The organism is Burkholderia sp. Ap-955 (assembly GCF_011753045.1).
GTDB lineage: Bacteria > Pseudomonadota > Gammaproteobacteria > Burkholderiales > Burkholderiaceae > Burkholderia > Burkholderia lata_D.
Genome location: NZ_VWWH01000033.1, coordinates 21566 through 44856, shown reverse-complemented (window position 1 = coordinate 44856; position 23291 = coordinate 21566). Strand labels below are relative to the sequence as shown.

The window sequence follows — 23291 nt, the reverse complement described above, 5'->3', positions numbered from 1 at the left end:
ACGTGACAACTCATCGCACGAGAGGCGGTCATTCCAAATCCAAAGTCGTATTTCGGGCATCGAATGATCTCCCCATTACCATAAGAGCGATCAAATCAGCGATGTTCGCGCACTGGACCACCTTGAGAAGGAGCAAATCCCTTCTGCTTGTCACGTGACAACCACGTTTCGTCGCGACGCCCATGAATTGGCTAACGGAAATTGTGGTGAGTCCTGCCGGAGACACTGCGACTCAAGGGGCCCGTCTCCATTCGCAAACGCAGGCATCGGCAATTTGTCGAACTTCCTCCCGATCTTCGTACGTAATTTCCAACCGCGATCGTCAGTTTTATTTTTACTCGACCGCCAATCACGATTGACTCGTTAGCCATTCGGCCCACTTGTCACGTGACAACCACATCGATCTTCAAGACATACATCACGTCGAAGGCTTTTCTGGACATTTCGATAACAATTGAATATATTACGCAAAACTCCGTGGAGGAATTTAATGGCTTTCAAGATCGCCGTCAGTAATCAAAAAGGTGGAACTGGAAAGACAACCATCTCCGTCAATATCGCCGCTGCATTCGAAGCCGGCGGCAACAAGGTCGCCCTGATCGATGCCGACCCTCAAGGCACGTCCGTCCGGTGGGTGACGAGCGGCGAGAACACGCTGCCGATGACGGTTCTCTCTCTGGCCCCTGCCGGTCGCGGCATCGGCGGCGAGATCAAGAAACAGGACGCGAACTTCGACGTGATCGTTGTCGACTGTCCTGGCAACCTCGAAGACCCACGCATCGCCTCCGTCCTCGAGGTCGCCGACTTCTGCCTCGTGCCGCTGTCACCGTCGCCAGCCGATCTCTACAGCACGGTCGCGATGATCCGCATGATCGAGTCGATGCGGTCCGTCCGTAACCCGAATCTTTCTTCCGCATTAATGCTGAATAGCGTTAATGGAAAAACTAAAATGCGTGAAGAAATTTTAAAAATTCTAAGGGCTGAAGAAATAGGGGAGCATCTGCTCGACAGCCAGATCGCGCAGCGCGAGGTCTACCGTCAGACGTTTGCGCTCGGCACCACGATCCATCACCACAATCGATATCTGAAGGGCCTGAAAGAAGCCCGTGCGGAAATCGAAAAGCTGGTCACGGAAATGGCCCAATACATCGCGTCGACGCGCGCTACCGGAGCCGCCCATGGCTAAGGACACCTCGAAGGACAAGAAGCCGACCGGCAACCTGCATCTCGCAGCCGGCCTGCTGCGCGGACTCGCGCAGGAGAATGCGGCACTCGAAACGCGGCTGCCCGAACCGGCGGCTGCACCGAATGTCGTCGGCGAAACGGCACCCGCCAGTGCGCCGGCCGCGGCCACGCCAGCCAGCACACCGGATCTTGGCGCGCCTCAGAAGGTATTGGTCAAGGATTGCATTCCGAACCCGTTCAACCCGCGCGTGTTCTACTCGGAGTCGAGTCTGCACGAGCTCGCTCTGACACTGAAACGGGAAGGGCAGATCGAGCCGATCAAGGTTACGCGCCTCCCGGAGTTTCCCGGCAAGCTCGTGGTGATCGATGGGCAACGCCGGCTCCGCGCGACGAGCATCAACGGCGATGAAACCATCAACGCCACGTTCCGCACGGATCACACGCCTGAGCAGCTCTACACGATCGCGTATCGCGCGAACCACGACCACGAACGCCAGACGATCTTCGATGATGCGGTCGCGTGGAAGCGTCTCCTCGACGAGAAAGTCTTTGCCGACCAGAACACGCTGGCGGAAAAGATCGGCAAGGACAAGGCATCGATCAGCAAGACGCTGTCGCTCAACGCGCTCCCGAACACGCTCCTGGAACGGATGGCGAGCGCGAACGACGTGGTCGGCCTGCAGGCGGCATACTTCCTGAAGCTGATCTTCGAACGCCTGGGCGAGCCGACTGCCGACCGGTTGTTGACGGCCGTGATCGACCGGAAAAAGTCGGTTCGTGATCTGGAGAATTTCCTGCGTGCACAAAGCGACGGCAGCAAGAAAGCGGGGCGTACGCGTTACAGCGTTCGCCATGACTTCGCGCTCGAATCGCGAGCGATCGGCCAGCTGAAAACCTATCCGGACGGACGTCTGGATCTGCAGCTCAAGGGCGTCGACGCATCGCACCAGGAAGCGCTCGCCGACAAGCTCAAGACCGTCATCGACGCGTACGTTGCCGAACTGGCAACGGCCACGCAACAGTAACGCGCGAAAAGCAGAAGGCCTCGCATCCGCGTTGCACCGCGAAGCCGGACGACGACGTCCGGCGCGCGACACACATCCGGCTGCGAGGCCTTGTTCAGTTGCCGGCGAGACTGCTTTTCAGCAGGAATTCCAGCAAGTCGTCCGAGGTCGGTTCGCCCCACGTATCCAGCGCGAGCCATCGGAAGAAACTGGTCTGCGCGAGCTTGCTCGCCTTCTTCTTCGGCGACAGCGTCAGGTCCTTCGAGCCTGCTACCGTCTCGTTGTAACGCTCGATCAGCTTGGTCTGATCGTCGATCTCCAGTTCGCGGAAATACGCGCCGGCTTCCTCGACCTTCGCCGCCAGATATTTATCGCGAATCTGCTCCTGCTTGCTCTGTGCAGATTCCTTCGCCGGGGCCGCCGCTTCCGTTCCCTGCCCGTCGGACAGCGTGTAGCCGTGCGTCAGCGCCTTGCGGAAATACGCGGCCACGTTGTCGACCGGCGCCGCATTCTTCTTCGTAGTCCGATTGAGCGTATAGGCAATCGCCGCCTTGATGCGCTGCACGCCGTATTGCGTGATCAGCCGGCGCGCTTCCGAGCGCGGGATGCCGAACTTGGCGACCTCCTCGACCAGCGCTTCGTTCTTGACGTCGCCGTCCTCCACCGTATCGGTGCTCTGCTTGCGCGTCACCTTGAACTGAACCGCCTCCACGCTCCGGCCGGACTTGTGTTCGATCAGCTCGAGCGTGTGATCCGAAACTTCGTTCACCTCCTGAATGCACGGCACCAGGACCTTGCTCTTGAACAGTTTGTATTCCTTGTACGACTGCGACGCCTTGTCCTGGCCGAGAATGAGGTCACGAAATTTCGGCAGCGGAATCTTCGCGGTGATGCCGATCCCCTCGTAGCGCACCGTGTTTTCCCACAACGCGAGCGAGTGCGACCGCCGGAACTCGCGGGCGATCCGCATATCGATCAGTGCGTAGATCTCGGGGTTGAGCAACTCGCTGCGAATCTGGTCGGAGAAGCTGTACTTCAGCACCGATTGCTCGAGCTCCGCGCCGGCGAGCAGGCCCGACGCTTTCCAGACTGTCGATCGATCCGCGGCCAGATAGTCCCAGTTGACGACGGTACTGATCAGCGAGTTGACCGTGTCCTTCACGTACTTCGTATTGTTGCTGTTCAACCCGCTCTCGTGCGAAAGCGACGCAAGCGAGATCGAGAAGCTCGTCCGCCCCGGCTCGAACGCCTCCTGGCGTAGCGCGTTCTTGATCAGCGAACTGAACATCTTGCGCTGCTGCAGGCCGATCTTTCCGGACTTGGGCGCGATATGAATCGCCTGGACCGCCTTGCGCAGCAAGTCGGGAGGCTCGGGGGTCTGAAACAGCGAAACCTGTTTGTCTGAGCCTTTGCTTGCGGGCTTGCGCGGCATCGTAATGTCCGGATAAGGTCACCTTGTTGAGAGCGGACTTTATACCTTTTCGCGCCAACGAGCAACGTCCTTGTTCCGGATTTACTTGCACTATCTCCGCTAACCTACAGATATAAAAGGAAAATTCACAATCAGACGATCTGTGCGGAACCCCATATCCAGCTACCTTTCGACAAAAATGCTTCCCACAACCCGCTACCTTTCCTGCCCGGACGCGGAAACCCGGCATGAGATTTGCCCCCTGGCAAGGTAACCATCCATGGGAAGCAAATGCGGAGAATCGAGACCGTTGGGCGAATTCGTGGTGCTCTGCAGCACAGACCTGCTTTCTTCCCATAACTTGCTACCTTCACCGATTCCCACAGGAGGGTACCTTTCGACCGGCACCGGCTGCGTTGGCTGCGCTGATTCCAGCCCTGAAGGCAAACATCGCTCCCATAAACGGCAACCCATTGTTTTCCCCATAAAAGGTTACCTGTCGGTCCCATCGATCCTGTCCATGGGAGCCAGCCACAGGAAATCCGGGAGAGAAGCAATCGAGCCACCCCAGATGTGACCCATAATCGGCTACCTTTGAGGGGCCCCATAACCGGCTACCCGAGAAAAATCACTGTGCGGCCCTGCGTTCACGGATCCCCAAAAGCGCCCCATAAAAGGTTACCCACGGGCATTCCCATAGACGACTACCCAACGCGTTTCCGGGCCGATTTCCCATAACCGGGTACGCTTGCCCCATATCCACAACCCCGATTCCCCACAACGGGGTACCCCAATCCCCAAATCCACAGACCTAAACTCCCAAGCCCTTACACCTGTGCTCCCATAAATGGGTACCGAACCCTCATCAAACCCTTGTCAGATAAGGCTGTGAGCCGTCTAAAAGTAGTTAAAGAAGTAAACGTGGTTTACAAAAGATGTAAACACACGTGCGCTTCCGCAGAAAGACGAACCCCATAAACCGCTACCAATGGGTAGCCATCTATGGTGTCGCTCGCCTCTCAAACCTTCGATTCAAGCGTGGAAACAATGACTTGGCGCCCTGTTCCACACAGGCTCAAGGCCCGACAAGGCTCGCAGAAGAGGTGAGTACACACTCACATGAGCCCGAAACGTAGAAACCTATGGGAGAAAAACTGGAAGAAGGCTCCGTTTCCACGCACAGGTTCCCGTTTATGGGATCAAAAAAACCGGCTTCGTGACCCTGGCAGCGCGTATCACCGACCCGCAAAGCGGATCAACGATCCGGAAACATGAATCTCTCTGGTTTCGTTCACAGCAGTTTGAAATCATCCGGGACGGCAGCCGAAGGGTTTTTTGCACTCATGCGTCCCTGTCCGTGGACAAGTTTTTCCGCTTGCCCGCGCGCGTCTCTGGTCAAATTTAGCCTGTGGGCTGTGTACAGAGGCAATCGACGTCGTTCGCTTTGCTGCCTCGGTGGTCTTCGAACTTTCTACCTTTGAAACCACCAACCGAAGTTCAATGCTGTGCACCAGGTCACAAGGAGAGGCCCGGGAACGGCTTCCCGCGGATGAACTGGTTGGGTGGCGCTATCTGCACGCATCGCCGACTCCTGGGTCGATCCAGGGCACGTCGCGAACCAACGTGAAGATGCGGGCGACCGGGAAGCTCACCGCAATCGAATTCAAGCGATGATCCCGAACATGCTCACCTTCCGACAGTTCCGAATCCTGTAAAAGCTCACCAACCAGGCAAGGCCGCAGGAATCGGCATGCTGTGCAGGCAGCGGCACCCGTCTGGATTCCGGGCGAGCCAAGCGGCGGAACGAAAAACCTGTGATTCGCACCCGTTGCGCGGTGCGTTCCTGAGCCGAATCGCACGGATCACAAGCGTGGCCGCGACATCGCAACCCGACGTGCCACGGTCACCAGACGAGCGCAACGACATCGGCGCGGCACCGTCAGCGCAGCCGTGAAGTGAATCCCGCCGATATCTTCACCACACGCGATGTGTTCACACCATTCGTCATACGGACCCACAGGATCACGCGGTGACGCGTTGTACCGGCCCACGTAGCGCTCGGCATCACAGTGCGGCGATTGGTTGCCGGATCGAATGCTGCGCGCCGTGGCGATGCAATCGTGCATGCGTTGATCGCCGCAAAACCGAATCGTGGTCGTTTATGGGAGGAACCGTCGCTTGAACCGCGTCGACTGGCAACGCGGCACACAGTTCGACTGCTGATGCTGTGATCGTGAATGGTCTGATAACAGTCACCTCAGGCGCGAGCGTGCCGGCAACACCCCCTATGAAACGGTCCTGGGTCACTCACATCGCACTGCACCGGGCGCACATGACCCATCCTCCGCGCTGAATCGCGGGTATACCGACCGCGTCCTGTCTCCGCCGCAGCGCGATCGGCGCACGCGTCGACACGCGCCACACAGTTCGTCCTGTCGGTGACAGTCGACCGGCATCCACGTTGTCTCCCATACGTGTATCCCCATTCCGTTCCCACGTTGGCGCCACATTTTTCGCGGCGCGGTTATGATGCACAGGTCCCGAACTCGGCATGACAACCGATCGGGACAGGGGCGGTATCTCGATGGTCTTTCAATCCGTGATAAACCAGAAAAGAGAGTTCAGCGATGCAAATCCAGATCAGAAAACTCACGCTGGCTGCTACCGCAGCCGCGTTCCTGTTCGGCTCGGCAGTTCCTGCGTTTGCGCAGACCGACGCCAGCGCACCCGCGGCACAGGACGCGAAGGCAGCGAAGAGCCAGGCACGCAAGGCGGCCCGGGCCCAACGCAAGGCAGAGCACAAGGCAGCACGTGCGAAGAACAACGCCGAGCTGAAGAAACTCGAAGACGCCGGTTACAAGCCCGCGGCCAATGATCCGAACTATCCGCAGAACCTGCAGAACGCGGAGAAGAAAGCCGCCGGCGCAAGTCAGTAAGCGCCGGCCGGCGGCAAGCCACGGTTCGATCCGCGGCTTGCCGCGTGCGTCGCGGCTCCGCGGCGCACCTCGAAAACAGCATTCCCGGTATCGACGAAGGCAAACGCGGTCCAGGCGCTTGCGTTATTTGTTTCGCATTCCTGTATGTCTCGGCGCGTGCGCTTTGCACACCGACACAGTCAGCTCCGCACTCCCGGTGCCGCCGTATTTCCCGCCACCTTCAACCAGTCCTTGAACGCCCGCACCGATTCGTCATTCGCGCGTGCCGAGGCCACGTACGTGAAGTAGCGCCACGGCGGCAGTGCCGGTTCGCTGAACGGCTGCACCAGCCGACCTTCTGCGATGTCGTCCGCGACGAGCGCGATCGGTCCCATCGCGACGCCAAGCCCGTCGAGTGCGCCTTGCAACGTCAGGTAGAAGTGCTCGAGCGTGAGCGAGTGGCGCGGCACGAGATTCGGCTGTCCGGCTGCCGCGAGCCATTCAGGCCACATGCCGGGGTAGGTGGCCGCGTGCAGCAGCGTGAAGCCGGCCAGATCGGCAGGCGTATGCAACGGCCGGCCTTCCAGCAGCTTCGGCGCACACACCGGCAGCCGGACTTCGGACAGGAATTCCTCGGCAACGTAACCGTCGATGGCCTGCGGGCCGCCGCGAACGATCAAGTCGACCTTGTCGCGCAGCTTGTCGATCGGCTCGTTCGACGTCGACAGCCGCACCTCGATGGCCGGATGGGCGACCTGGAACGACGACAGCTTCGGCACCAGCCAGCGCAACGAAAACGTCGCGGGGGCGCTGACGCGCAACACGCGCTGCTGCGCGTGGCCGAAATGCTGCGCGGTGGCGAGCGCGATCCGGTCGAACGACGCGCCGACCTCGGCGAGATACGCGCGGCCCGAGTCGGTCAGCTCGACCCGCCGGTTATGGCGTTCGAACAGTGGCCGTCCGAGCCAGGCTTCCAGCTGCTGCACGTGCCGGCTGATCGCGCCATGGGTCACGCACAGTTCGTCCGCGGCCAGCGTGAAACTGCCGAGGCGCGCGGCGGCTTCGAACGCACGCAGCGAATTCAGCGGAGGGAGTCGTCGGGCCATCGGATCGTTCGTGTGATATTTACTCACACGATGGTTCAGGTTTAATCGTTTGATAGGGTGCTCAAGCTTCGCCAATATGGCATACAAACGGCCCGGTCGGCCGAATGATTGTCTGAATTTCTCACATGGAGTGCGGAGCATGCCGAACGTGGTGGTCGTGGGCGCCCAATGGGGCGACGAAGGTAAGGGGCGCGTCGTGGACTGGCTGGCGGCACAGGCCGATCTCGTTGCACGCTACAACGGCGGCCACAACGCGGGTCATACGCTGGTCGTCGGCGGCAAGACGTACAAGCTCGCGCTGCTGCCGAGCGGTATCGTGCGCGGCAAGCGCGGCGTGATCGGCAACGGCGTGGCGCTCGATCCGGAAGCGCTGCTCGCGGAAATCGGGCGGATGGCCGAGCTGGGGCTGTCGGTGACGCCGGATAACCTGTCGATCGCCGAGAACGCCACGCTGGTGCTGCCGATCCACCGCGCGATCGATCAGGCTCAGGAGCGTCTGCGCCGCGAGCCGATCGGCACCACGCTGCGCGGGATCGGGCCGGCCTACGAGGACAAGGTCGGGCGTCGCGGGCTGCGCGTCGGCGATCTCGCGGAACCGGGCCGGCTCGCCGCCAAACTGGATGTGCTCGTCGACCATCACAACGCGTGGTTCCGCGGCCTGGGGCTCGACGAGTATTCCCGCGACGCGATGCTGGCGACGCTGATCGACCTGGCGCCGCGGATCCTGCCGTTCGTGCGCTCCGTCTGGGCCGATCTCAACGACGCGACCGACCGCGGCGAGCGCATCCTGTTCGAAGGGTCTCAAGCCGTGATGCTGGACATCGACTGGGGCACGTACCCGTTCGTGACGTCGTCCGGCACCGTTGCCTCGGCGGCGGCGGCCGGTACCGGGCTGGGTGCGTCGAAGCTTGGCCACGTGCTGGGCGTCACCAAGGCGTATGCGACGCGGGTCGGCGGCGGCCCGTTCCTCACCGAGCTGTCCGACGCGACCGGCGAAACACTGCGTGCGCGCGGGCAGGAGTTCGGCGTGAATACCGGCCGACCGCGCCGCTGCGGATGGCTCGATGCCGCGCAGTTGCGTCAGGCCGTCAGGGTCTCGGGCATCGATTCGCTGGCGCTCACCAAGCTCGACGTGCTCGACGGTTTCGAGTCGATCGCGCTGTGCGTCGGCTACGAACTCGATGGCGTGCGGGTGGATCATCTGCCGGCGAGCCTCGATGCGCAGGCGCGCGCGAAGCCGGTGTACGAGCGGTTCGACGGCTGGCGCGGCACCGTGAAGGGGGTACGTGAACGTGCGGCGCTGCCGCGCGCCGCGCAGGATTTCATTGCACGCGTCGAAGCGGTCGCCGGCGCACCGGTATCGATGATCACGACCGGCGCGGAGCGCGACGACACGATCGTGTTGCGTAATCCGTTCGATGCGGCCGCCGGGGCCTAATACGTCATCCATGCCGTGAATCGCGCGGCGGCATCGTGGTCGCCGGGTAGTTTTTGCCGATCCGATGCCGGTCGCGTGCCGGCGCGACGGGGGCGCGTATGCGCTCGGTCCGTACACCGCGCGCAGGGCGACTCGGCGACACGATTCGGCATCCGGATTACGCCGAATACGACGAACTGGACACGTCTGCACGGCTGCTGTACTGTTCCGCACAATTCGCGCCAGACCGGCCTGCGCCGGCGCTGCCGGCACCATGGCCGCACGGTGGCGCGACGTGATCTCAATCCCGGGGACAGGCCGATGGACACGTTACAGATGATGCGCATTTTCGTCCGGGTGGCGGAGGAGGGCAGCTTCACGAGCGCCGCCCAGCGCCTGGACATCACGACGGCCTACGCATCGCGGTCGGTCGCGCAGCTTGAAACGCATCTGCGCACGCGCCTGCTCAACCGCAGCACACGCCGTATCGCGCTGACCGACGCCGGGCAGCGTTATCTCGACCGCTGCCAGCGCATCCTCGGCTATATCGACGAGGCGGAAGCCGAGGCGGCCGACGCACAGGCGAAGCCGTCGGGACGGCTGCACGTTCACGCGACGACGAGTTTCGGCCAGTCCTACGTGGTGCCCGCAGTCGTGCGCTACCGTGAGCGCTATCCGTCGGTTGCGGTCGAACTGACGCTGTCGCAGCATGTGCCCGACATCATCGACGAAGGCTATGACGTATCGCTGCAGTTGAGCACGACCGAGTTGCCCGATTCCGGGCTCGTGTCGCAGCGGCTCGGCGAAGTGGGCAGCGTGCTGTGCGCGTCCCCCGCATACCTGAAGGCGCGCGGCACGCCGCAGACGGTGAGCGACCTCGCCGGGCATGCGTGCCTGCAGATCGTCACGCCGCTCTTTCCGCGCGACCGTTGGCATCTCGATGGTCCCAACGGACGCGAAACGTTCGAACTGCCATTGCCGGATTTCCAGGTGAACATCGCCGATGCGCTCGGCGCCGCGCTGCGTGCCGGACTCGGGATCGGTTCGCTGCCGATGTCGGCCGCCCTGCCCGGGCTCGCGAGCGGCGCGCTGGTGCGCGTGCTGCCCGAATACCGGTTGCAGAAGCTGACGGTCTACACGCTGTACGCGTCGCGCCAGTATCTCGATGCGAAGATCCGCACGTTCGTCGATTTCCTGCGCGAATGCGTGCCCGAGTTGCTGGCTGCCGACGAGGCTGCGCTGACCGCTTCCTGCAAGTCCTGAAGTCGAACCTTCGGCGTGTGAGCCCGAGGCTGCGCGTCAAACGATAAATAATACGTAGTCCTTTGTTTTTGCGCGGATGTCGGCGGCGTCCTCGCGACCGACCCGGGCAATGATGCCCGGGTAACCGGCGTGCCCTTATGAAAGCGCTTGCTTTCGTTATCGAACATCGTTGGTTCGATGCGCGGCGCCACTCCCCTAGAATCGGTTCGACCGGCTTCATCGCATGCGTGCGCAACGCCGCATCCTCTTCATCGAACCCGATACGACATGGCAGACCAACACTCCACAACCCGCCGCCGGCTCCTGCATGCCGGCCTGGCGATCGCGGCGGGCGCCGCTGCGCATCCGGGCTTTGCGCTGGCGAGCACCGCCCGCGCGCGTACGTTGCGCATCGGCTATCAGAAAGGGCCGCTCAGCCTGTTGAAGGCACGCGGTACGCTGCAGAGCAAGCTCGCGACACTCGGCGTGACCGTCACGTGGACCGAGTTTCCGTCGGGGCCGCCGCAGCTCGAGGCACTGAACGCGGGATCGATCGACTTCGGCGATGTCGGTGAGGCACCGCCGATCTTCGCGCTCGCGGCCGGCGCGCCACTCGTCTATTACGCGCAAACGCCGGCCGGCCCCGCGGCCGAGGCATTGGTGGTCGCGAAGGATTCGCCGGTCAGGACCTTCGCGGACCTGCGCGGCAAGCGCATTGCGCTGGTGAAGGGATCGAACACGCACTTCCTGCTGGTCCGGCTGCTGCAGTCCGCCAAGCTCAACTATGGCGACATCTCGCCGGTCTGGCTGTCGCCGTCCGATGCGCGCGCCGCGTTCGAAAATCGTTCGGTCGATGCGTGGATCATCTGGGATCCGTTTCTCGCGGTGGTCCAGCAGGCGTTCGGCGCGCGCATCGTCGCGGACGGCACCGGGCTCGTCGAGAATCGTAGCTACTACTTTGCGTCGCGCACCTATGCGCAGCGCAATGCCGACGTGCTGGACGCGGCCGTGTCGGAATTGACGGCGGTCCAGCGATGGCTCGATGCGAACCGCGCGCAGGGCGCGGCCGAGTTCTCGAAGCTGTGGGGGATTCCGGAGCCTGCGGTGGCGCTCGCATTTCGCCGCGCGCGCTTCGGTGTCGAGCCCGTCACGCGCGACACGCTCGCGTATCAGCAGCGTATCGCCGATGTGTTCTACCAGACTGGCGTCCTGCCGAAACGCGTCGACGTCAGTCTGGCCGCGCCACCTGCGCTCGCTTGATGGTCCGGCCGGCCAGTAACCGCTCAACGGCGGAATGACCGTGCCACACCCTCCGCAATCGGGCACGCGTCGAGCCGGCCTACGGCGCGACGCGGGATAGCGGCACCGCTTCGTCGCGCAGCTTCAGCACATCACGGCCCGGCGCATCGCCGAACAGGCGTGCGTATTCGCGGCTGAATTGCGACGCACTCATATAGCCGACACTGCGGCACGCCTGCCGCGCATCCATTGCCGACAGGCACATCAGTCGGCGCGCCTCCTGCAGCCGCAGTACCTTCTGGCATTGCAACGGGCTCATCGACGTGACCGCACGAAAGTGGTGATGGAAGGTCGAAGGGCTCATGTCCACCTGCCGCGCGAGCGATTCGACTGTCATCGGATCGAGGTAGTGGTCGCGTATCCAGGCGACGGCGCGCGAGATGCGCTGCGTCGTCGAATCGGCCTGGCCGACCTGCGCGACGCGTGCACCCGACGGGCCCCGCAGCAGCCGAATGAGGATTTCGTCGACGATCAGCGGCGCGAGCAGGTCGATGTCGTCGGGGTGCGCGACCAGTTGCATCAGGCGCACGATGGCGTCGACGATTTCACGCTGGGCATCGTGCGTATCGAGTGCACGGCAGTCGACCGCCTTCGGCAGCCCGAGCGGAAACACGCGTGGCGTGAGTGCCGCGATGCGGGCCGGGTCGAGTTCCAGTTGCGCATAAAGGAGTGGTTCGGCCGGGCTCGCGCGCATCACGCGGCCGGTGACGGGCAGGTCGGCTGTCGCCACCAGCATCCGTGATTCGTCGATCACGTAGGTGTCGTCGCCAACCTGCGTCGATTTCGCGCCTTGCCCGACGATGCTCAGGCACGCGTGGTGCACGCCATGGTTCCAGTGCGGCGGCGACGCGGAGGCACGCCCGATGCGCATGCCACGTACCGGGAGCGCGAACGTGCCGTCGTGCGGTGCATACGCGGCGATCAGCGCAGCGAGTCGGGCCGTGGGCGACCGGGCCGGCGACCGAGGGTCGTGATCGGGCGTGATGCGCTGTAGCGGCGGCGTTCGGGCGTCGATTTCCATGGTGCGTGAGCGGATGGCGGAGTGGTCGGTGCAAGGTGCGCGGCTGCGATTCCCTGTTGGTGTCCCGGCAGGGGGGCCGGCACGGCGGTCACATCGTACGGCGAGTCGCGTGCACGTGATTGCCTAAATCTGTGGGAAATTAGCCCGATCATCCGGATCTGCATGGCCGGTGACCGCGTCGCTCGCCGCTGCGCGGTGTGCAGCGCACAAATTCGGAAATTAAGGCAAAACAATCGCAGGATCGGGCAAGCCATTTTCCGGCCGTTTTCATACCATTGCACCTGCTGAAACAAACGTGATCCAGTGCGCGCGGACGATGCGTGCATGAGCGTCGCATGGCCGGCGGACGTCGCCGGCGTGGTCGCGGCGAACCACTGGAAAAGACTCAGGACTGCTATTCGAATATTCATGCATCGGGCCAGCCGAGGCCGGCTTGCGTCCGTTGCCTGCCGGCCCGCGTCTGGCGCGAGCGTGCCGACCGACCCGGCGTGGCTGGCGTCGGTGCGGCCGCATTGGCCGGGCCGTTGCATGTCGGTCGCGATGCGGCGACGGGCGCCCGCGTCAAGGCAGTCGACCGCGCAGGGGAATCCGGACAAATGGACCAACTTCAATCGATTCGGGCATTCGTGACGGTGGCAAGGGAAGGCGGCTTTCGCCGGGCGGCAACCCGGCTGCGCGTGTCGACGGCGATGGCGAGCCGGCTGGTCGATGCGCTCGAGACGCGCCTGGGCGCGCGCCTGCTTCAACGCAGCACCTGCCACCAGTCGCTGACGGAAATCGGCGAGCTGTACCTCGCGCGCGTCGAGCGGATTCTCGGTGCGATCGACGAGATCGACGGGCGTTTCGTCGCGATGGGCAGCAAGCCGGAAGGCGCGCTGCGCATTGCCGCTCCGGTCGCGTTTGGGCTCAGCCAGTTGAGCGCATTGCTCGATCGTTTCGTGAACCGGTTTCCGGACGTGCGGCCGACCGTCACGCTGACCGATGCCCATGTCGACCTGACATCCGAAGACATCGATGTCGCGTTCCTCACCGACGGCATGCCGGTGACAGGTGCGCATGCGCTGCACACGCTGGCCGCCTACGAATCCGTGCGCGTCGCGGCGCCGACTTATGTCGACGCGCATGGCGGCGCGGCTGCGTCGGGCGACTGGCCGGACATCACGGCCGTGCGGCTCGATCTGCCGGCGCCCGGCGATGACGATGCGGCTGCGTTTCGATCCGACACCGCGCCCGGCGCCAGTCCGGGCGTCGGCCATCTCGAGATGGCGCGGCGGCTGGCTGTGGCCGGCATGGGCGCTGCAGTGCTGCCCGCGTATCTCGTCGACGCCGATCTGGTGGCCGGCACGCTGGTGCGCGTCGCGCCGATTCGCCCGCTCGCGCCCGTCACGCTGAAGCTCGCGCATGCGCGCACCGCGCATCTGCCGGCCGCTGCACGGGCATTCGTCGAATTCGCCGGCGCCGCGTTCCGGCCCGCGCGCTAGCAGCCCGGTTGATCGCCGCAGCAACGCCCGCCCGCCAGCGCTGCGGGCTCATGGTTCTTTTTCCTCGGAAGCCGTTCGACGAACGAACGCTCCGCAGGGCGCAACGCACGCCCGAAATACGCGACCGCATCCGCGGCAAACAGGAAGCGACAGCATTCCGGCCGCGCGTGCAGGTCACGAGGAGATCTGGTGATTCCCATTGAAGGTCGTCTATTTGTGAGAGGTCGCTCCATGCGCGTCGAACGGGTTCCATACCGCTTAATCACTGCCGCAACGGCTGCCGTATTCCTGGCCGCGTGCGGGAAAAAAGAATCGGCACCGCCGCCCCAAACGCCGGAAGTCGGCGTCGTCACCGTCCAGCCGCAGGCCGTGCCGGCGGTAACCGAACTGCCGGGCCGCACCAGCGCGTTTCTCGTCGCGCAGGTCCGCGCACGAGTCGACGGCATTGTGCTGCGTCGCGAATTCACCGAAGGCACCGACGTCAAGGCCGGCCAGCGTCTGTACAAGATCGATCCGGCGCCGTACGTCGCCGCACTGAACAGCGCGAAGGCAACGCTCGCGAAGGCGCAGGCGAACCTCGTCACGCAGAACGCACTGGTCGCGCGCTACAAGGTGCTGGTGGCCGCGAACGCGGTCAGCAAGCAGGACTATGACAACGCGGTGGCCACGCAGGGCCAGGCCGCGGCGGACGTCGCGGCCGGCCAGGCGGCGGTCGATACCGCGCAGATCAACCTCGGCTACACCGATGTCGTCTCGCCGGTTTCAGGCCGCGTCGGCATCTCGCAGGTGACGCCGGGCGCGTATGTGCAGGCGAGCCAGGCGACGTTGATGTCGACGGTGCAGCAGCTCGATCCGGTGTACGTGGACCTCACGCAGTCGAGCCTCGACGGGCTGAAGCTGCGTCAGGACGTGCAGAGCGGCAAGCTGAAAACGAGCGGCCCGGGCGCGGCGAAGGTGTCGCTGATCCTGGAAGACGGCAAGACCTATTCGGAAGCCGGCAAGCTTCAGTTCTCGGACGTGACGGTCGACCAGACCACCGGCTCGGTGACGATTCGCGCGATCTTCCCGAACCCGGGCCGTGTGCTGCTGCCGGGCATGTTCGTGCGTGCGCGGATCGAGGAAGGTGTGAACGAGAACGCGTTCCTGGTGCCGCAGATCGGCGTCACGCATGACCAGAAGGGCCAGGCGATCGCACTGGTCGTGAACGCAGCCAACAAGGTCGAGACACGTCCGTTGACGACGGCCGGCACGTATGGCCAGGACTGGATCGTCGAACGCGGTCTGGAAGCGGGCGACCACGTGATCGTGCAGGGCGTCGACAAGGTACGCCCGGGTGCGACCGTGAAGACCGTCGCGGCGCAGCTCGCACCGGCGCCGGACGCAGCGTCCGGCACACCGGCAAGCGCCGCGAATGCGTCCGGCGCCGCGCCGGCGAGCACTGTCGCCCATGCTGCCGCGCGTTCGACCGCCGCGTCGGCCGCGCAATAACAAGGAGTCCGTTTCATGGCCAAGTTCTTTATCGATCGCCCGATCTTTGCGTGGGTGATCGCGATCGTGCTGATGCTGGCCGGCGTCGCATCGATCTTCAAGATGCCGATCGCGCAGTATCCGACGATCGCACCGCCGACGATCCAGATCCAGGCGAACTATCCGGGCGCTTCCGCGAAGACGGTGGAAGACACGGTGACGCAGGTGATCGAGCAGCAGATGAGCGGTCTCGACAACTTCCTGTACATGTCGTCGACGAGCGACGACTCGGGCAACGCGACGATCACGCTGACCTTCGCGCCGGGTACGAATCCGGACGTCGCGCAGGTGCAGGTGCAGAACAAGCTGTCGCTCGCGACGCCGAACCTGCCGCAGGTCGTGCAGCAGCTCGGCATGCAGGTCACGAAGTCGAGCAGCAACTGGCTGATGTGGTTCGCGTTCAACTCCGAGGACGGCAGCATGTCGAAGGAGGATCTGACGAACTACGTGGCGTCGCACGTGCTCGATCCGCTCAGCCGCGTGAACGGCGTCGGCCAGACGCTGCTGCTCGGTTCGCAGTTTTCGATGCGCATCTGGCTCGACCCGGTCAAGCTGACCAACTACAGCCTCACGCCGACCGACGTGTCGGCTGCGATCACGCAGCAGAACGTGCAGATCGCGGGCGGCCAGATCGGCGGCACGCCGGCGAAGCCGGGCACGATGCTGCAGGCGACGATCACCGAATCGACGCTGCTGCGCACGCCCGAGCAGTTCGGCAACATCCTGCTGAAGGTCAACCAGGACGGTTCGCAGGTGCGCCTGAAGGACGTCGGCCGCGCGGCGCTGGGTTCGGAGAACTACACGTTCGACACGAAGTACATGGGGCAGCCGACGGCCGGTCTCGGCATCCAGCTCGCGACCGGCGCGAACGCGCTGGCCACCGCGACGGCGCTGCGGGCCAAGGTCCAGGAGCTGTCGAAGTACTTCCCGCACGGTCTCGTCGTCCACTATCCGTACGACACGACGCCGTTCGTGCGCCTGTCGATCGAGGAAGTGGTCAAGACGCTGCTCGAAGGTATCGTGCTCGTGTTCCTCGTGATGTACCTGTTCCTGCAGAACCTGCGGGCGACGATCATCCCGACGATCGCGGTGCCGGTCGTGCTGCTCGGCACGTTCGCGATCATGGGCGTCGCCGGTTTCTCGATCAACACGCTGTCGATGTTCGGCCTCGTGCTCGCCATCGGCCTGCTGGTCGACGATGCGATCGTGGTGGTCGAAAACGTCGAGCGCGTGATGGCGGAAGAGGGGCTGTCGCCGAAGGAGGCGACCCGCAAGGCGATGGGCCAGATCACCGGCGCACTCGTCGGCGTGGCGCTCGTGCTGTCGGCGGTGTTCGTGCCGGTGGCGTTCTCGGGCGGCTCGGTCGGCGCGATCTATCGTCAGTTCTCGCTGACGATCGTGTCGGCGATGGTGCTGTCGGTACTCGTCGCGTTGATTCTGACGCCGGCACTGTGCGCGACGATCCTCAAGCCGATCCCGCAAGGGCATCACGAAGAGAAGAAGGGTTTCTTCGGCTGGTTCAACCGCACGTTCGATCGCAGCCGCGATCGCTACACGAGCGGCGTGAACCACGTGATCCGGCGCTCGGGCCGCTGGCTCGTGATCTACCTGGCCGTGTTCATCGCGGTCGGCGTGATGTTCGTGCGCCTGCCGAAGTCGTTCCTGCCGGATGAAGACCAGGGCTACATGTTCATGATCGTGCAGACGCCGTCCGGCTCCACGCAGGAAACGACCGGCAAGACGCTCGACAACATCAACACGTACCTGACCACCACCGAGAAGGATGTGGTCGACTCGGTGTTCACGGTCAACGGCTTCAGCTTTGCGGGCCGCGGCCAGAACGCCGGTCTCGTGTTCGTGAAGCTGAAACCGTACGAGCATCGTCAGCGTTCGGACCAGAAGGTGCAGGCGCTGATCGGCCGGACGTTCGCACACTACGCGCAGTACAAGGACGCGATGGTGATCCCGTTCAACCCGCCGTCGATCCCTGAACTCGGCACCGCTGCCGGCTTCGACTTCGAGCTGACGGACAACGCGGGTCTCGGCCACGAAGCGCTGATGGCCGCGCGCGGGCAGCTGCTCGGGATGGCCGCGAAGGATCCCGCGTTGGCACTCGTGCGCCCGAACGGCCTGAACGATACGCCGCAGTACAAGGTCGACATCGACCGCGAGAAGGCGAACGCGCTCGGCGTGACGGCTGCCGCGATCGACCAGACCTTCTCGATCGCGTGGGCGTCGCAGTACGTGAACAATTTCCTGGATACCGATGGCCGGATCAAGAAGGTGTACGTGCAGTCTGACGCGCCGTTCCGGATGACGCCGGAAGACATGAACATCTGGTATGTGCGCAACAGCGCGGGCGGCATGGTGCCGTTCAGTGCGTTCGCGACCGGCCACTGGAGCTACGGTTCGCCGAAGCTCGAACGCTACAACGGCGTGTCGTCTATCGAGATCCAGGGGCAGGCCGCGGAAGGCAAGTCGACCGGGCAGGCGATGGCGGCGATGGAAGCGCTCGCGAGCAAGCTGCCGGAAGGTATCGGCTACTCGTGGACGGGCCTGTCGTTCCAGGAAATCCAGTCCGGTTCGCAGGCGCCGATCCTGTACGCGATCTCGATCCTCGTCGTGTTCCTGTGTCTCGCGGCACTGTATGAAAGCTGGTCGATCCCGTTCTCGGTGATCATGGTCGTGCCGCTCGGCGTGGTCGGCGCGCTGCTCGCGACGATGCTGCGCGGTCTCGAGAACGACGTGTTCTTCCAGGTCGGCCTGCTGACGACCGTGGGCTTGTCCGCGAAGAACGCGATCCTGATCGTCGAGTTCGCGCGCGAGTTGCAGGCGGGCGGAAACATGGGGCCGGTGCGCGCGGCGATCGAGGCGGCGCGCCTGCGGCTGCGTCCGATTCTGATGACGTCGCTCGCGTTCATGCTCGGCGTGCTGCCGCTTGCGATCAGCAACGGCGCGGGCTCGGCGAGCCAGCACGCGATCGGTACGGGCGTGATCGGCGGGATGATCACGGCGACGTTCCTCGCGATCTTCATGATCCCCATGTTCTTCGTGCGGGTTCGTGCGATCTTCAGCGGCGAGACGGAAAACGTCGACGACGCATGGCGTCTCGTGCAGGGCGACCTGCAGCGCGGTCACGACGACGCACACGATTCGAAGGGGCAGTAACGATGCAAAAACACGCTTTGACTGCAACCGCGGTCGCCCTGGCTGCCGCGTTGTTCGCCGCGGGCTGCACGATGGCGCCGCGTTACAAGCGGCCCGACGCACCGGTCGCGCAGGCGTACCCGGCCGGCGGCGTCTACGCGACGCAGCCGGGTGCGGCCGGCGCGCGCAGCGCGAACGGGCAAGCTGCGACCGCCATCGGCTGGCGCGAGTTCTTCGTCGATCCGCGCCTGCAGCGGCTGATCGAGATCGCGCTGAAGAACAACCGCGACCTGCGCGTGTCGGTGCTGAATATCGAGGCGGCGCGCGCGCAGTACCAGATCACGCGCGCGGGGCTGTTCCCGACGCTCGACGGTACGGGCACGGGCAATATCCAGCGCGTGCCGCAGGGTCTTTCGCAGACCGGTGCGCCGTACATCTCGCGCGCCTACAACGTCGGGCTGTCGGCGTCGTGGGAGCTCGACCTGTTCGGCCGCGTGCAGAGCCTGAAGGATCAGGCGCTCGCGCAGTACCTGTCGACGTCGTACGCGCGGCAGGCGTCGGAAATCTCGCTGGTGTCGCAGGTGGCGGATCAATACCTGACGCTGCTGTCGACCGACGATCTGTTGAAGGTCACGGAGAACACGCTGAAGACCGCGCAGGCGTCGTACGACCTGACCAAGCTGCAATTCGACAACGGCACGGGCTCCGAGCTCGAGCTGCGTCAGGCGCAGACGGTGGTCGAGACGGCGCTCGCGAACCAGCAGGCGCAAGCACGGGCACGCGCGCAGGCGCTGAACGCGCTGGTGCTGCTGATCGGCGAGCCGCTGCCCGATGATCTGCCGGCGGGCATGCCGCTCGACGCGCAGAACCTGCTGACGGACGTGCCGGCCGGGTTGCCGTCGGATCTGCTCACGCGTCGTCCTGACGTGATGCAGGCCGAGCAGACGCTGCTGGCGGCGAACGCGAACATCGGTGCGGCGCGCGCGGCGTTCTTCCCGAAGATCTCGTTGACGGCCGCGTTCGGTACGGCGAGCCCGACGCTCGGCGGCCTGTTCAAGGCCGGCACGGCGGCGTGGTCGTTCGCGCCGAACATCGCGTTGCCGATCTTCGAAGGCGGCTCGAACATCGCGAACCTCGATCTTGCGCACGTGCAGAAGCGCATCGAAATCGCGAACTACGAGAAGGCGATCCAGTCGGCATTCCGCGAAGTGTCGGATGGTCTCGCCGCCCGCGGCACGTACGACCAGCAGATCGCGGCGCTCGAGCGCAACGAGCATGCGCAGCAGCGACGTTTCGACCTGTCGGACCTGCGTTACAAGAACGGCGTCGACAGTTACCTGTCGGTGCTGACCGCGCAGACGGACCTGTATTCGGCACAGCAGTCGCTGATCAGCGCACGTCTGGCACGCTGGACGAACCTGGTGACCCTCTATCGAGCGCTAGGCGGCGGGTGGGTTCAGCGCGCCGGCGAAACGCCGCGCGCGCCGGATGCACCGGTCGACTACGACAAGGCGGCTGCTCCGGTGCCCGCGTCGGCAACGGCGACGAACGGGTAAGCAGGATCACGGGCAGGGGCAAGAAGCCATGACCCCTGTTCGCGGCGGCTGCCCGATGTGAAAACGAAAACGCCACGGATGAAAATCCGTGGCGTTTCTTTTTACGCAGTCTGCGTAGCCGCTCGCGTTGGAAGCGGCGTTACGTTACGCCTGCTTTTCCCAAAGCGTGCGGCCGAAGAACGTCAGCGTGCGATCCCACGCCATTTGCGACCACACCGGATCGAACTGCGTGCCGGCGATGCGGCCGGGGCCGACAGCCGTTTCGTTCGCGAATGCGTGATGCGCGAGATAGCGATGGAATTCCAGATCGACCTTCGCATCGGTCAGCTTCTTCTCCAGTGCATCGACCTGGTCGATCGCGAAGAATGCGTCCTGCGTGCCCCAGTGGCCCATCAGCGGCACCTTGAGCTTCGCCGGATCGAGGTAGTCGAGGGGCGGGAGGCCGTACCACGTGACGCCCGCGTCCGCATCGGCGAACTGCAGCGACAGCAGCGTGAGTGCGCCGCCCATGCAGTAACCCGTCACCGCGACACGCGAGGCAAGCGTCTTCAGATGCGTCACGGCGCCCGGAATGTCCTGCGAAGCCGCGTCACCGAAATCGAGCCCGGTCATCAGGTGGTGTGCTTCTTCTTCCTCGACCGTCGATTTGCCGCGGTACAGGTCGGGCACGAGCGCAAAGTAGCCGCAGCGCGCGAGGCGATCCGCGACGCCACGGATCTGGTCGTTCAGCCCCCACCATTCCTGGATGACGACGACCGCGGGTGCGCCCTCGGTCTTGGCCGGCGTGGCGAGATAGCCCTGCAGTTCCTGGCCGTCCGGGCGTCGAAACGTGATCATGGAACCGGATGTTTGAGACATGAAACCGCTCCTATTCGAAAAATGCGATGAGTGCGGCATCGGGGCCGGCCTGCGGGCGCGGCGACGATCGGACAAGCCGTGCGTCGTGGTTCCGCTCGCGTTCGTTTCGGCCGGCACCGACCACGCGGCCATTCTATGCGCAAACACAGGCTGCCGTCGTGAACGGAGCCGCGCGGCACGCGATCCGCAAGATCGCATCGATCGGGCGCGCAACCCCGTTCCGGCAGCGGGCGACCGGAAAACAAACACCCCAAAGGTCGGATCAAAAATCCAACTTTTGGGGTGCAGTTCAGAGCGGGGTGTTTCGTTTGCTGCGCGCGTATCGGAATACGCGGGCGCGTCTCCGGCTTACTGGCCGAAATACACGGAGTCGCGGCCATCCTGCTTGACCGCGATCGCGCGGCCGGCGCGTACGCCAGCGGCGGCTTGCGCGCCGTAGCCGGTTTCATCGGCGTTCGTCACGCGGGCCTGGGCGGTCTGCAGCGCGCGCGGATAGTACGGGTCGGAGACTTCGGGCTTGTAGCCGGCCTGTTCGAGCTGGACGAGTTCCGCACGCACCTGCGCACGCGTCAACTGGCCCGACGGATTGGATTGTGCAAATGCGCCGTACGAGGCGGACAGGGCGGTTGCGGCGACGACAGCGTAGATGAACGACTTCATGATGACCTCCGGTTTCATTGATTTCGCGCTTCGCTTGTTGCGTTCAGCGGTTGATTGCATCGTAGCGATCGCGTTACCGGTCGGAAATACGCGTTCCAGCGAATGATTATTGCAACTGGGTAAACGATCCGGAGCGATGGGTATTTCATCTGATGATTGCGAGGCTGTCCGGCGCTTGATAGGGACTGCGGACGGAGCGACGCATGGGCGATATCGTCGAGCGGCGGGGGCCACAAAACGATCAGTTAAATCGCATTTCGAAGTATCTGAGTGAGGCCGTTGATAGCGTTCGTTCCGTATCGCGCGAACTGCCGCGTCACTCGACCGGTACCGCCTGCCGTTTCCGGTATTCGGCAGGCGTGATTCCGACGTGCCGGGTGAACGACCGCCTGAGCGTATCGACATTCGCGAAGCCGCATTTCGCGGCGACCTGTTTCGGCGTGTCGTGACCGTTCTCGAGCAAGTGGCGGGCGGCGGAAATGCGGGTTGCCTCGACCCATGCGGCCGGCGTCATGCCGACTTCCGCGCGGAACAGGCGTGCGAAGTGGCGCGGGCTCATGCCTGCATGCTTCGCCATTTCCGCCACCGAATGCTCGAGTTCCGGATTCGCCGCGATCCAGCGCTGGACCTCCTGCAGTACCGAACGTCCGGCGGGGCGCGCCTCGCCCCTGCGGCTGAACTGGAGTTGTCCGCCCGGGCGCTTGAAGAACATGACCAGTTGCGCGGCGACGCGCCGCGCGATCTCGCGGCCGAGATCTTCCTCGACCAGCGCGAGCGCGAGATCGAGCCCGGCCGTGACGCCGGCGCCGGTGCGCAGCTTGCCGTCGCGCACATACAGCGCGTCCGCATCGACGGCGAGCGATGGATAGGCTTCGGCAAGCGCGTCGGCCGCCGCCCAGTGCGTGGTCAGGTGACGGCCTTTCAGCAGGCCGGTGGATGCGAGGATGAACGCGCCGGTGCAGATCGAGCCGTAGCGCTTGCTCTGTACGGCTGCCGCCCGCAGCCATGCGAGGACGTCGGTGCGCAGTGCGATCCGGCCGGCGCTCGGCGCGCCGGCGACCAGCAGCGTGTCGATGCGCTCGGGAATGTCGGGAACGATCCAGTCGGGCAGCAACTGCGCACCGGACGAACTGCGGATCGGACCGGATTCGCTGGCAATGATCCGCAACGTATAGAACGGCTTCCCGCATTCGGCGTTCGCTTGCGCGAAGACGTCGAGCGGTGCGGAGACATCGAGCAGTTGAACGCCCGGAACGGCGAAAATTCCTACGACCTTCGGCATGATCGTTTGTGTGTCGTGTCGAACGTGACGGGTAGCAGTATAGAGGCGCCAGCTGCGCACGATGCTCGTAGACGGGCCTGTTTCCGGTGTTCTTCTCGCTGCGCGGGCGCCGTGTCCGTCCATCGCGCAAAATGGCAGGATATGACGTAACACGTCTATTGGAGACAGCTATCGGACTCC

16 protein-coding genes are annotated in these 23291 nt (G+C 64.0%); 10 read left to right on the top strand and 6 right to left on the bottom strand.

Annotated features, from left to right (window positions below):
- Nucleotides 1-490 precede the first annotated feature (490 nt).
- Nucleotides 491-1186 carry a ParA family protein gene (locus tag F3J15_RS18920; protein WP_011350423.1) on the top strand — a complete coding sequence of 232 codons (696 nt, stop codon included), beginning with the start codon at nucleotides 491-493 and terminating at the stop codon, nucleotides 1184-1186.
- The gene (locus F3J15_RS18915; protein ID WP_166893390.1) at nucleotides 1179-2210 is read left to right on the top strand and encodes a ParB/RepB/Spo0J family partition protein; all 1032 of its coding nucleotides are present in this window, start codon (nucleotides 1179-1181) and stop codon (nucleotides 2208-2210) included. Before F3J15_RS18920 ends, F3J15_RS18915 begins: the two co-directional genes overlap by 8 nt.
- 94 nt (nucleotides 2211-2304) lie before the next feature.
- Here F3J15_RS18915 and F3J15_RS18910 read toward each other — a convergent pair whose 3' ends face one another.
- Nucleotides 2305-3621: a replication initiation protein gene (locus F3J15_RS18910; protein WP_039369202.1), complete on the bottom strand. Its 1317-nt coding sequence runs from the start codon at nucleotides 3619-3621 to the stop codon at nucleotides 2305-2307.
- A gap of 2606 nt (nucleotides 3622-6227) precedes the next feature.
- Here F3J15_RS18910 and F3J15_RS18905 point away from each other — a divergent pair.
- Entirely contained in the window at nucleotides 6228-6536 is a 309-nt protein-coding gene (locus F3J15_RS18905) for a hypothetical protein (RefSeq protein WP_046547226.1), read from the top strand.
- A gap of 179 nt (nucleotides 6537-6715) precedes the next feature.
- Here the strand turns inward: F3J15_RS18905 and gcvA are convergent, their stop codons facing one another.
- Nucleotides 6716-7621, bottom strand: coding sequence for a transcriptional regulator GcvA (gcvA, locus tag F3J15_RS18900; RefSeq protein WP_166893388.1), 906 nt, complete (start codon nucleotides 7619-7621; stop codon nucleotides 6716-6718).
- Nucleotides 7622-7760: 139 nt separating this feature from the next.
- Here gcvA and F3J15_RS18895 point away from each other — a divergent pair, with 139 nt between their 5' ends.
- The 3 genes from F3J15_RS18895 (at nucleotide 7761) to F3J15_RS18885 (ending at nucleotide 11540) form a co-directional block, all read left to right on the top strand.
- Entirely contained in the window at nucleotides 7761-9059 is a 1299-nt protein-coding gene (locus F3J15_RS18895) for an adenylosuccinate synthase (RefSeq protein ID WP_166893386.1), read from the top strand.
- A gap of 300 nt (nucleotides 9060-9359) precedes the next feature.
- Nucleotides 9360-10301 carry a LysR family transcriptional regulator gene (locus F3J15_RS18890; RefSeq protein ID WP_069249922.1) on the top strand — a complete coding sequence of 314 codons (942 nt, stop codon included), beginning with the start codon at nucleotides 9360-9362 and terminating at the stop codon, nucleotides 10299-10301.
- Nucleotides 10302-10568: 267 nt separating this feature from the next.
- The gene (locus F3J15_RS18885) at nucleotides 10569-11540 is read left to right on the top strand and encodes an aliphatic sulfonate ABC transporter substrate-binding protein (RefSeq protein ID WP_166893384.1); all 972 of its coding nucleotides are present in this window, start codon (nucleotides 10569-10571) and stop codon (nucleotides 11538-11540) included.
- A 79-nt stretch (nucleotides 11541-11619) separates the two neighbouring features.
- Here F3J15_RS18885 and F3J15_RS18880 read toward each other — a convergent pair whose 3' ends face one another.
- Nucleotides 11620-12600, bottom strand: coding sequence for an AraC family transcriptional regulator (locus tag F3J15_RS18880; RefSeq protein ID WP_166893382.1), 981 nt, complete (start codon nucleotides 12598-12600; stop codon nucleotides 11620-11622).
- Between the two features lie 596 nt (nucleotides 12601-13196).
- Here F3J15_RS18880 and F3J15_RS18875 point away from each other — a divergent pair.
- From F3J15_RS18875 to F3J15_RS18860, 4 genes are all read left to right on the top strand, one after another.
- Entirely contained in the window at nucleotides 13197-14081 is an 885-nt protein-coding gene (locus F3J15_RS18875) for a LysR family transcriptional regulator (RefSeq protein WP_166893380.1), read from the top strand.
- 231 nt (nucleotides 14082-14312) lie between these two features.
- A complete protein-coding gene (locus F3J15_RS18870) occupies nucleotides 14313-15569 on the top strand; it encodes an efflux RND transporter periplasmic adaptor subunit (RefSeq protein ID WP_089449022.1) in 1257 nt (418 codons plus the stop codon).
- Between the two features lie 15 nt (nucleotides 15570-15584).
- Nucleotides 15585-18776 carry an efflux RND transporter permease subunit gene (locus F3J15_RS18865; protein WP_089449023.1) on the top strand — a complete coding sequence of 1064 codons (3192 nt, stop codon included), beginning with the start codon at nucleotides 15585-15587 and terminating at the stop codon, nucleotides 18774-18776.
- Between the two features lie 2 nt (nucleotides 18777-18778).
- Nucleotides 18779-20311 carry an efflux transporter outer membrane subunit gene (locus F3J15_RS18860; protein ID WP_166893378.1) on the top strand — a complete coding sequence of 511 codons (1533 nt, stop codon included), beginning with the start codon at nucleotides 18779-18781 and terminating at the stop codon, nucleotides 20309-20311.
- Between the two features lie 144 nt (nucleotides 20312-20455).
- Here the strand turns inward: F3J15_RS18860 and F3J15_RS18855 are convergent, their stop codons facing one another.
- The 3 genes from F3J15_RS18855 to F3J15_RS18845 all read right to left on the bottom strand — a co-directional run bounded on the left by F3J15_RS18855 (nucleotide 20456) and on the right by F3J15_RS18845 (nucleotide 23111).
- Nucleotides 20456-21169, bottom strand: coding sequence for a dienelactone hydrolase family protein (locus tag F3J15_RS18855; protein WP_069249928.1), 714 nt, complete (start codon nucleotides 21167-21169; stop codon nucleotides 20456-20458).
- Nucleotides 21170-21517: 348 nt separating this feature from the next.
- Nucleotides 21518-21829 (bottom strand): DUF4148 domain-containing protein, encoded by a 312-nt coding sequence (locus F3J15_RS18850; protein WP_069250304.1) that lies wholly within the window; start codon nucleotides 21827-21829, stop codon nucleotides 21518-21520.
- A gap of 316 nt (nucleotides 21830-22145) precedes the next feature.
- Entirely contained in the window at nucleotides 22146-23111 is a 966-nt protein-coding gene (locus tag F3J15_RS18845; RefSeq protein ID WP_166893374.1) for a GlxA family transcriptional regulator, read from the bottom strand.
- Between the last annotated feature and the right edge of the window lie 180 nt (nucleotides 23112-23291).

Coding starts and splice junctions, on each gene's coding strand:
- gcvA (WP_166893388.1), bottom strand. CDS start 7,621: ATGGCCCGACGACTCCCTCCGCTGAATTCGCTGCGTGCGTTCGAAGCC.
- F3J15_RS18870 (WP_089449022.1), top strand. CDS start 14,313: ATGCGCGTCGAACGGGTTCCATACCGCTTAATCACTGCCGCAACGGCT.
- F3J15_RS18915 (WP_166893390.1), top strand. CDS start 1,179: ATGGCTAAGGACACCTCGAAGGACAAGAAGCCGACCGGCAACCTGCAT.
- F3J15_RS18885 (WP_166893384.1), top strand. CDS start 10,569: ATGGCAGACCAACACTCCACAACCCGCCGCCGGCTCCTGCATGCCGGC.
- F3J15_RS18905 (WP_046547226.1), top strand. CDS start 6,228: ATGCAAATCCAGATCAGAAAACTCACGCTGGCTGCTACCGCAGCCGCG.
- F3J15_RS18845 (WP_166893374.1), bottom strand. CDS start 23,111: ATGCCGAAGGTCGTAGGAATTTTCGCCGTTCCGGGCGTTCAACTGCTC.
- F3J15_RS18865 (WP_089449023.1), top strand. CDS start 15,585: ATGGCCAAGTTCTTTATCGATCGCCCGATCTTTGCGTGGGTGATCGCG.
- F3J15_RS18875 (WP_166893380.1), top strand. CDS start 13,197: ATGGACCAACTTCAATCGATTCGGGCATTCGTGACGGTGGCAAGGGAA.
- F3J15_RS18860 (WP_166893378.1), top strand. CDS start 18,779: ATGCAAAAACACGCTTTGACTGCAACCGCGGTCGCCCTGGCTGCCGCG.
- F3J15_RS18920 (WP_011350423.1), top strand. CDS start 491: ATGGCTTTCAAGATCGCCGTCAGTAATCAAAAAGGTGGAACTGGAAAG.
- F3J15_RS18910 (WP_039369202.1), bottom strand. CDS start 3,621: ATGCCGCGCAAGCCCGCAAGCAAAGGCTCAGACAAACAGGTTTCGCTG.
- F3J15_RS18895 (WP_166893386.1), top strand. CDS start 7,761: ATGCCGAACGTGGTGGTCGTGGGCGCCCAATGGGGCGACGAAGGTAAG.
- F3J15_RS18850 (WP_069250304.1), bottom strand. CDS start 21,829: ATGAAGTCGTTCATCTACGCTGTCGTCGCCGCAACCGCCCTGTCCGCC.
- F3J15_RS18890 (WP_069249922.1), top strand. CDS start 9,360: ATGGACACGTTACAGATGATGCGCATTTTCGTCCGGGTGGCGGAGGAG.
- F3J15_RS18855 (WP_069249928.1), bottom strand. CDS start 21,169: ATGTCTCAAACATCCGGTTCCATGATCACGTTTCGACGCCCGGACGGC.
- F3J15_RS18880 (WP_166893382.1), bottom strand. CDS start 12,600: ATGGAAATCGACGCCCGAACGCCGCCGCTACAGCGCATCACGCCCGAT.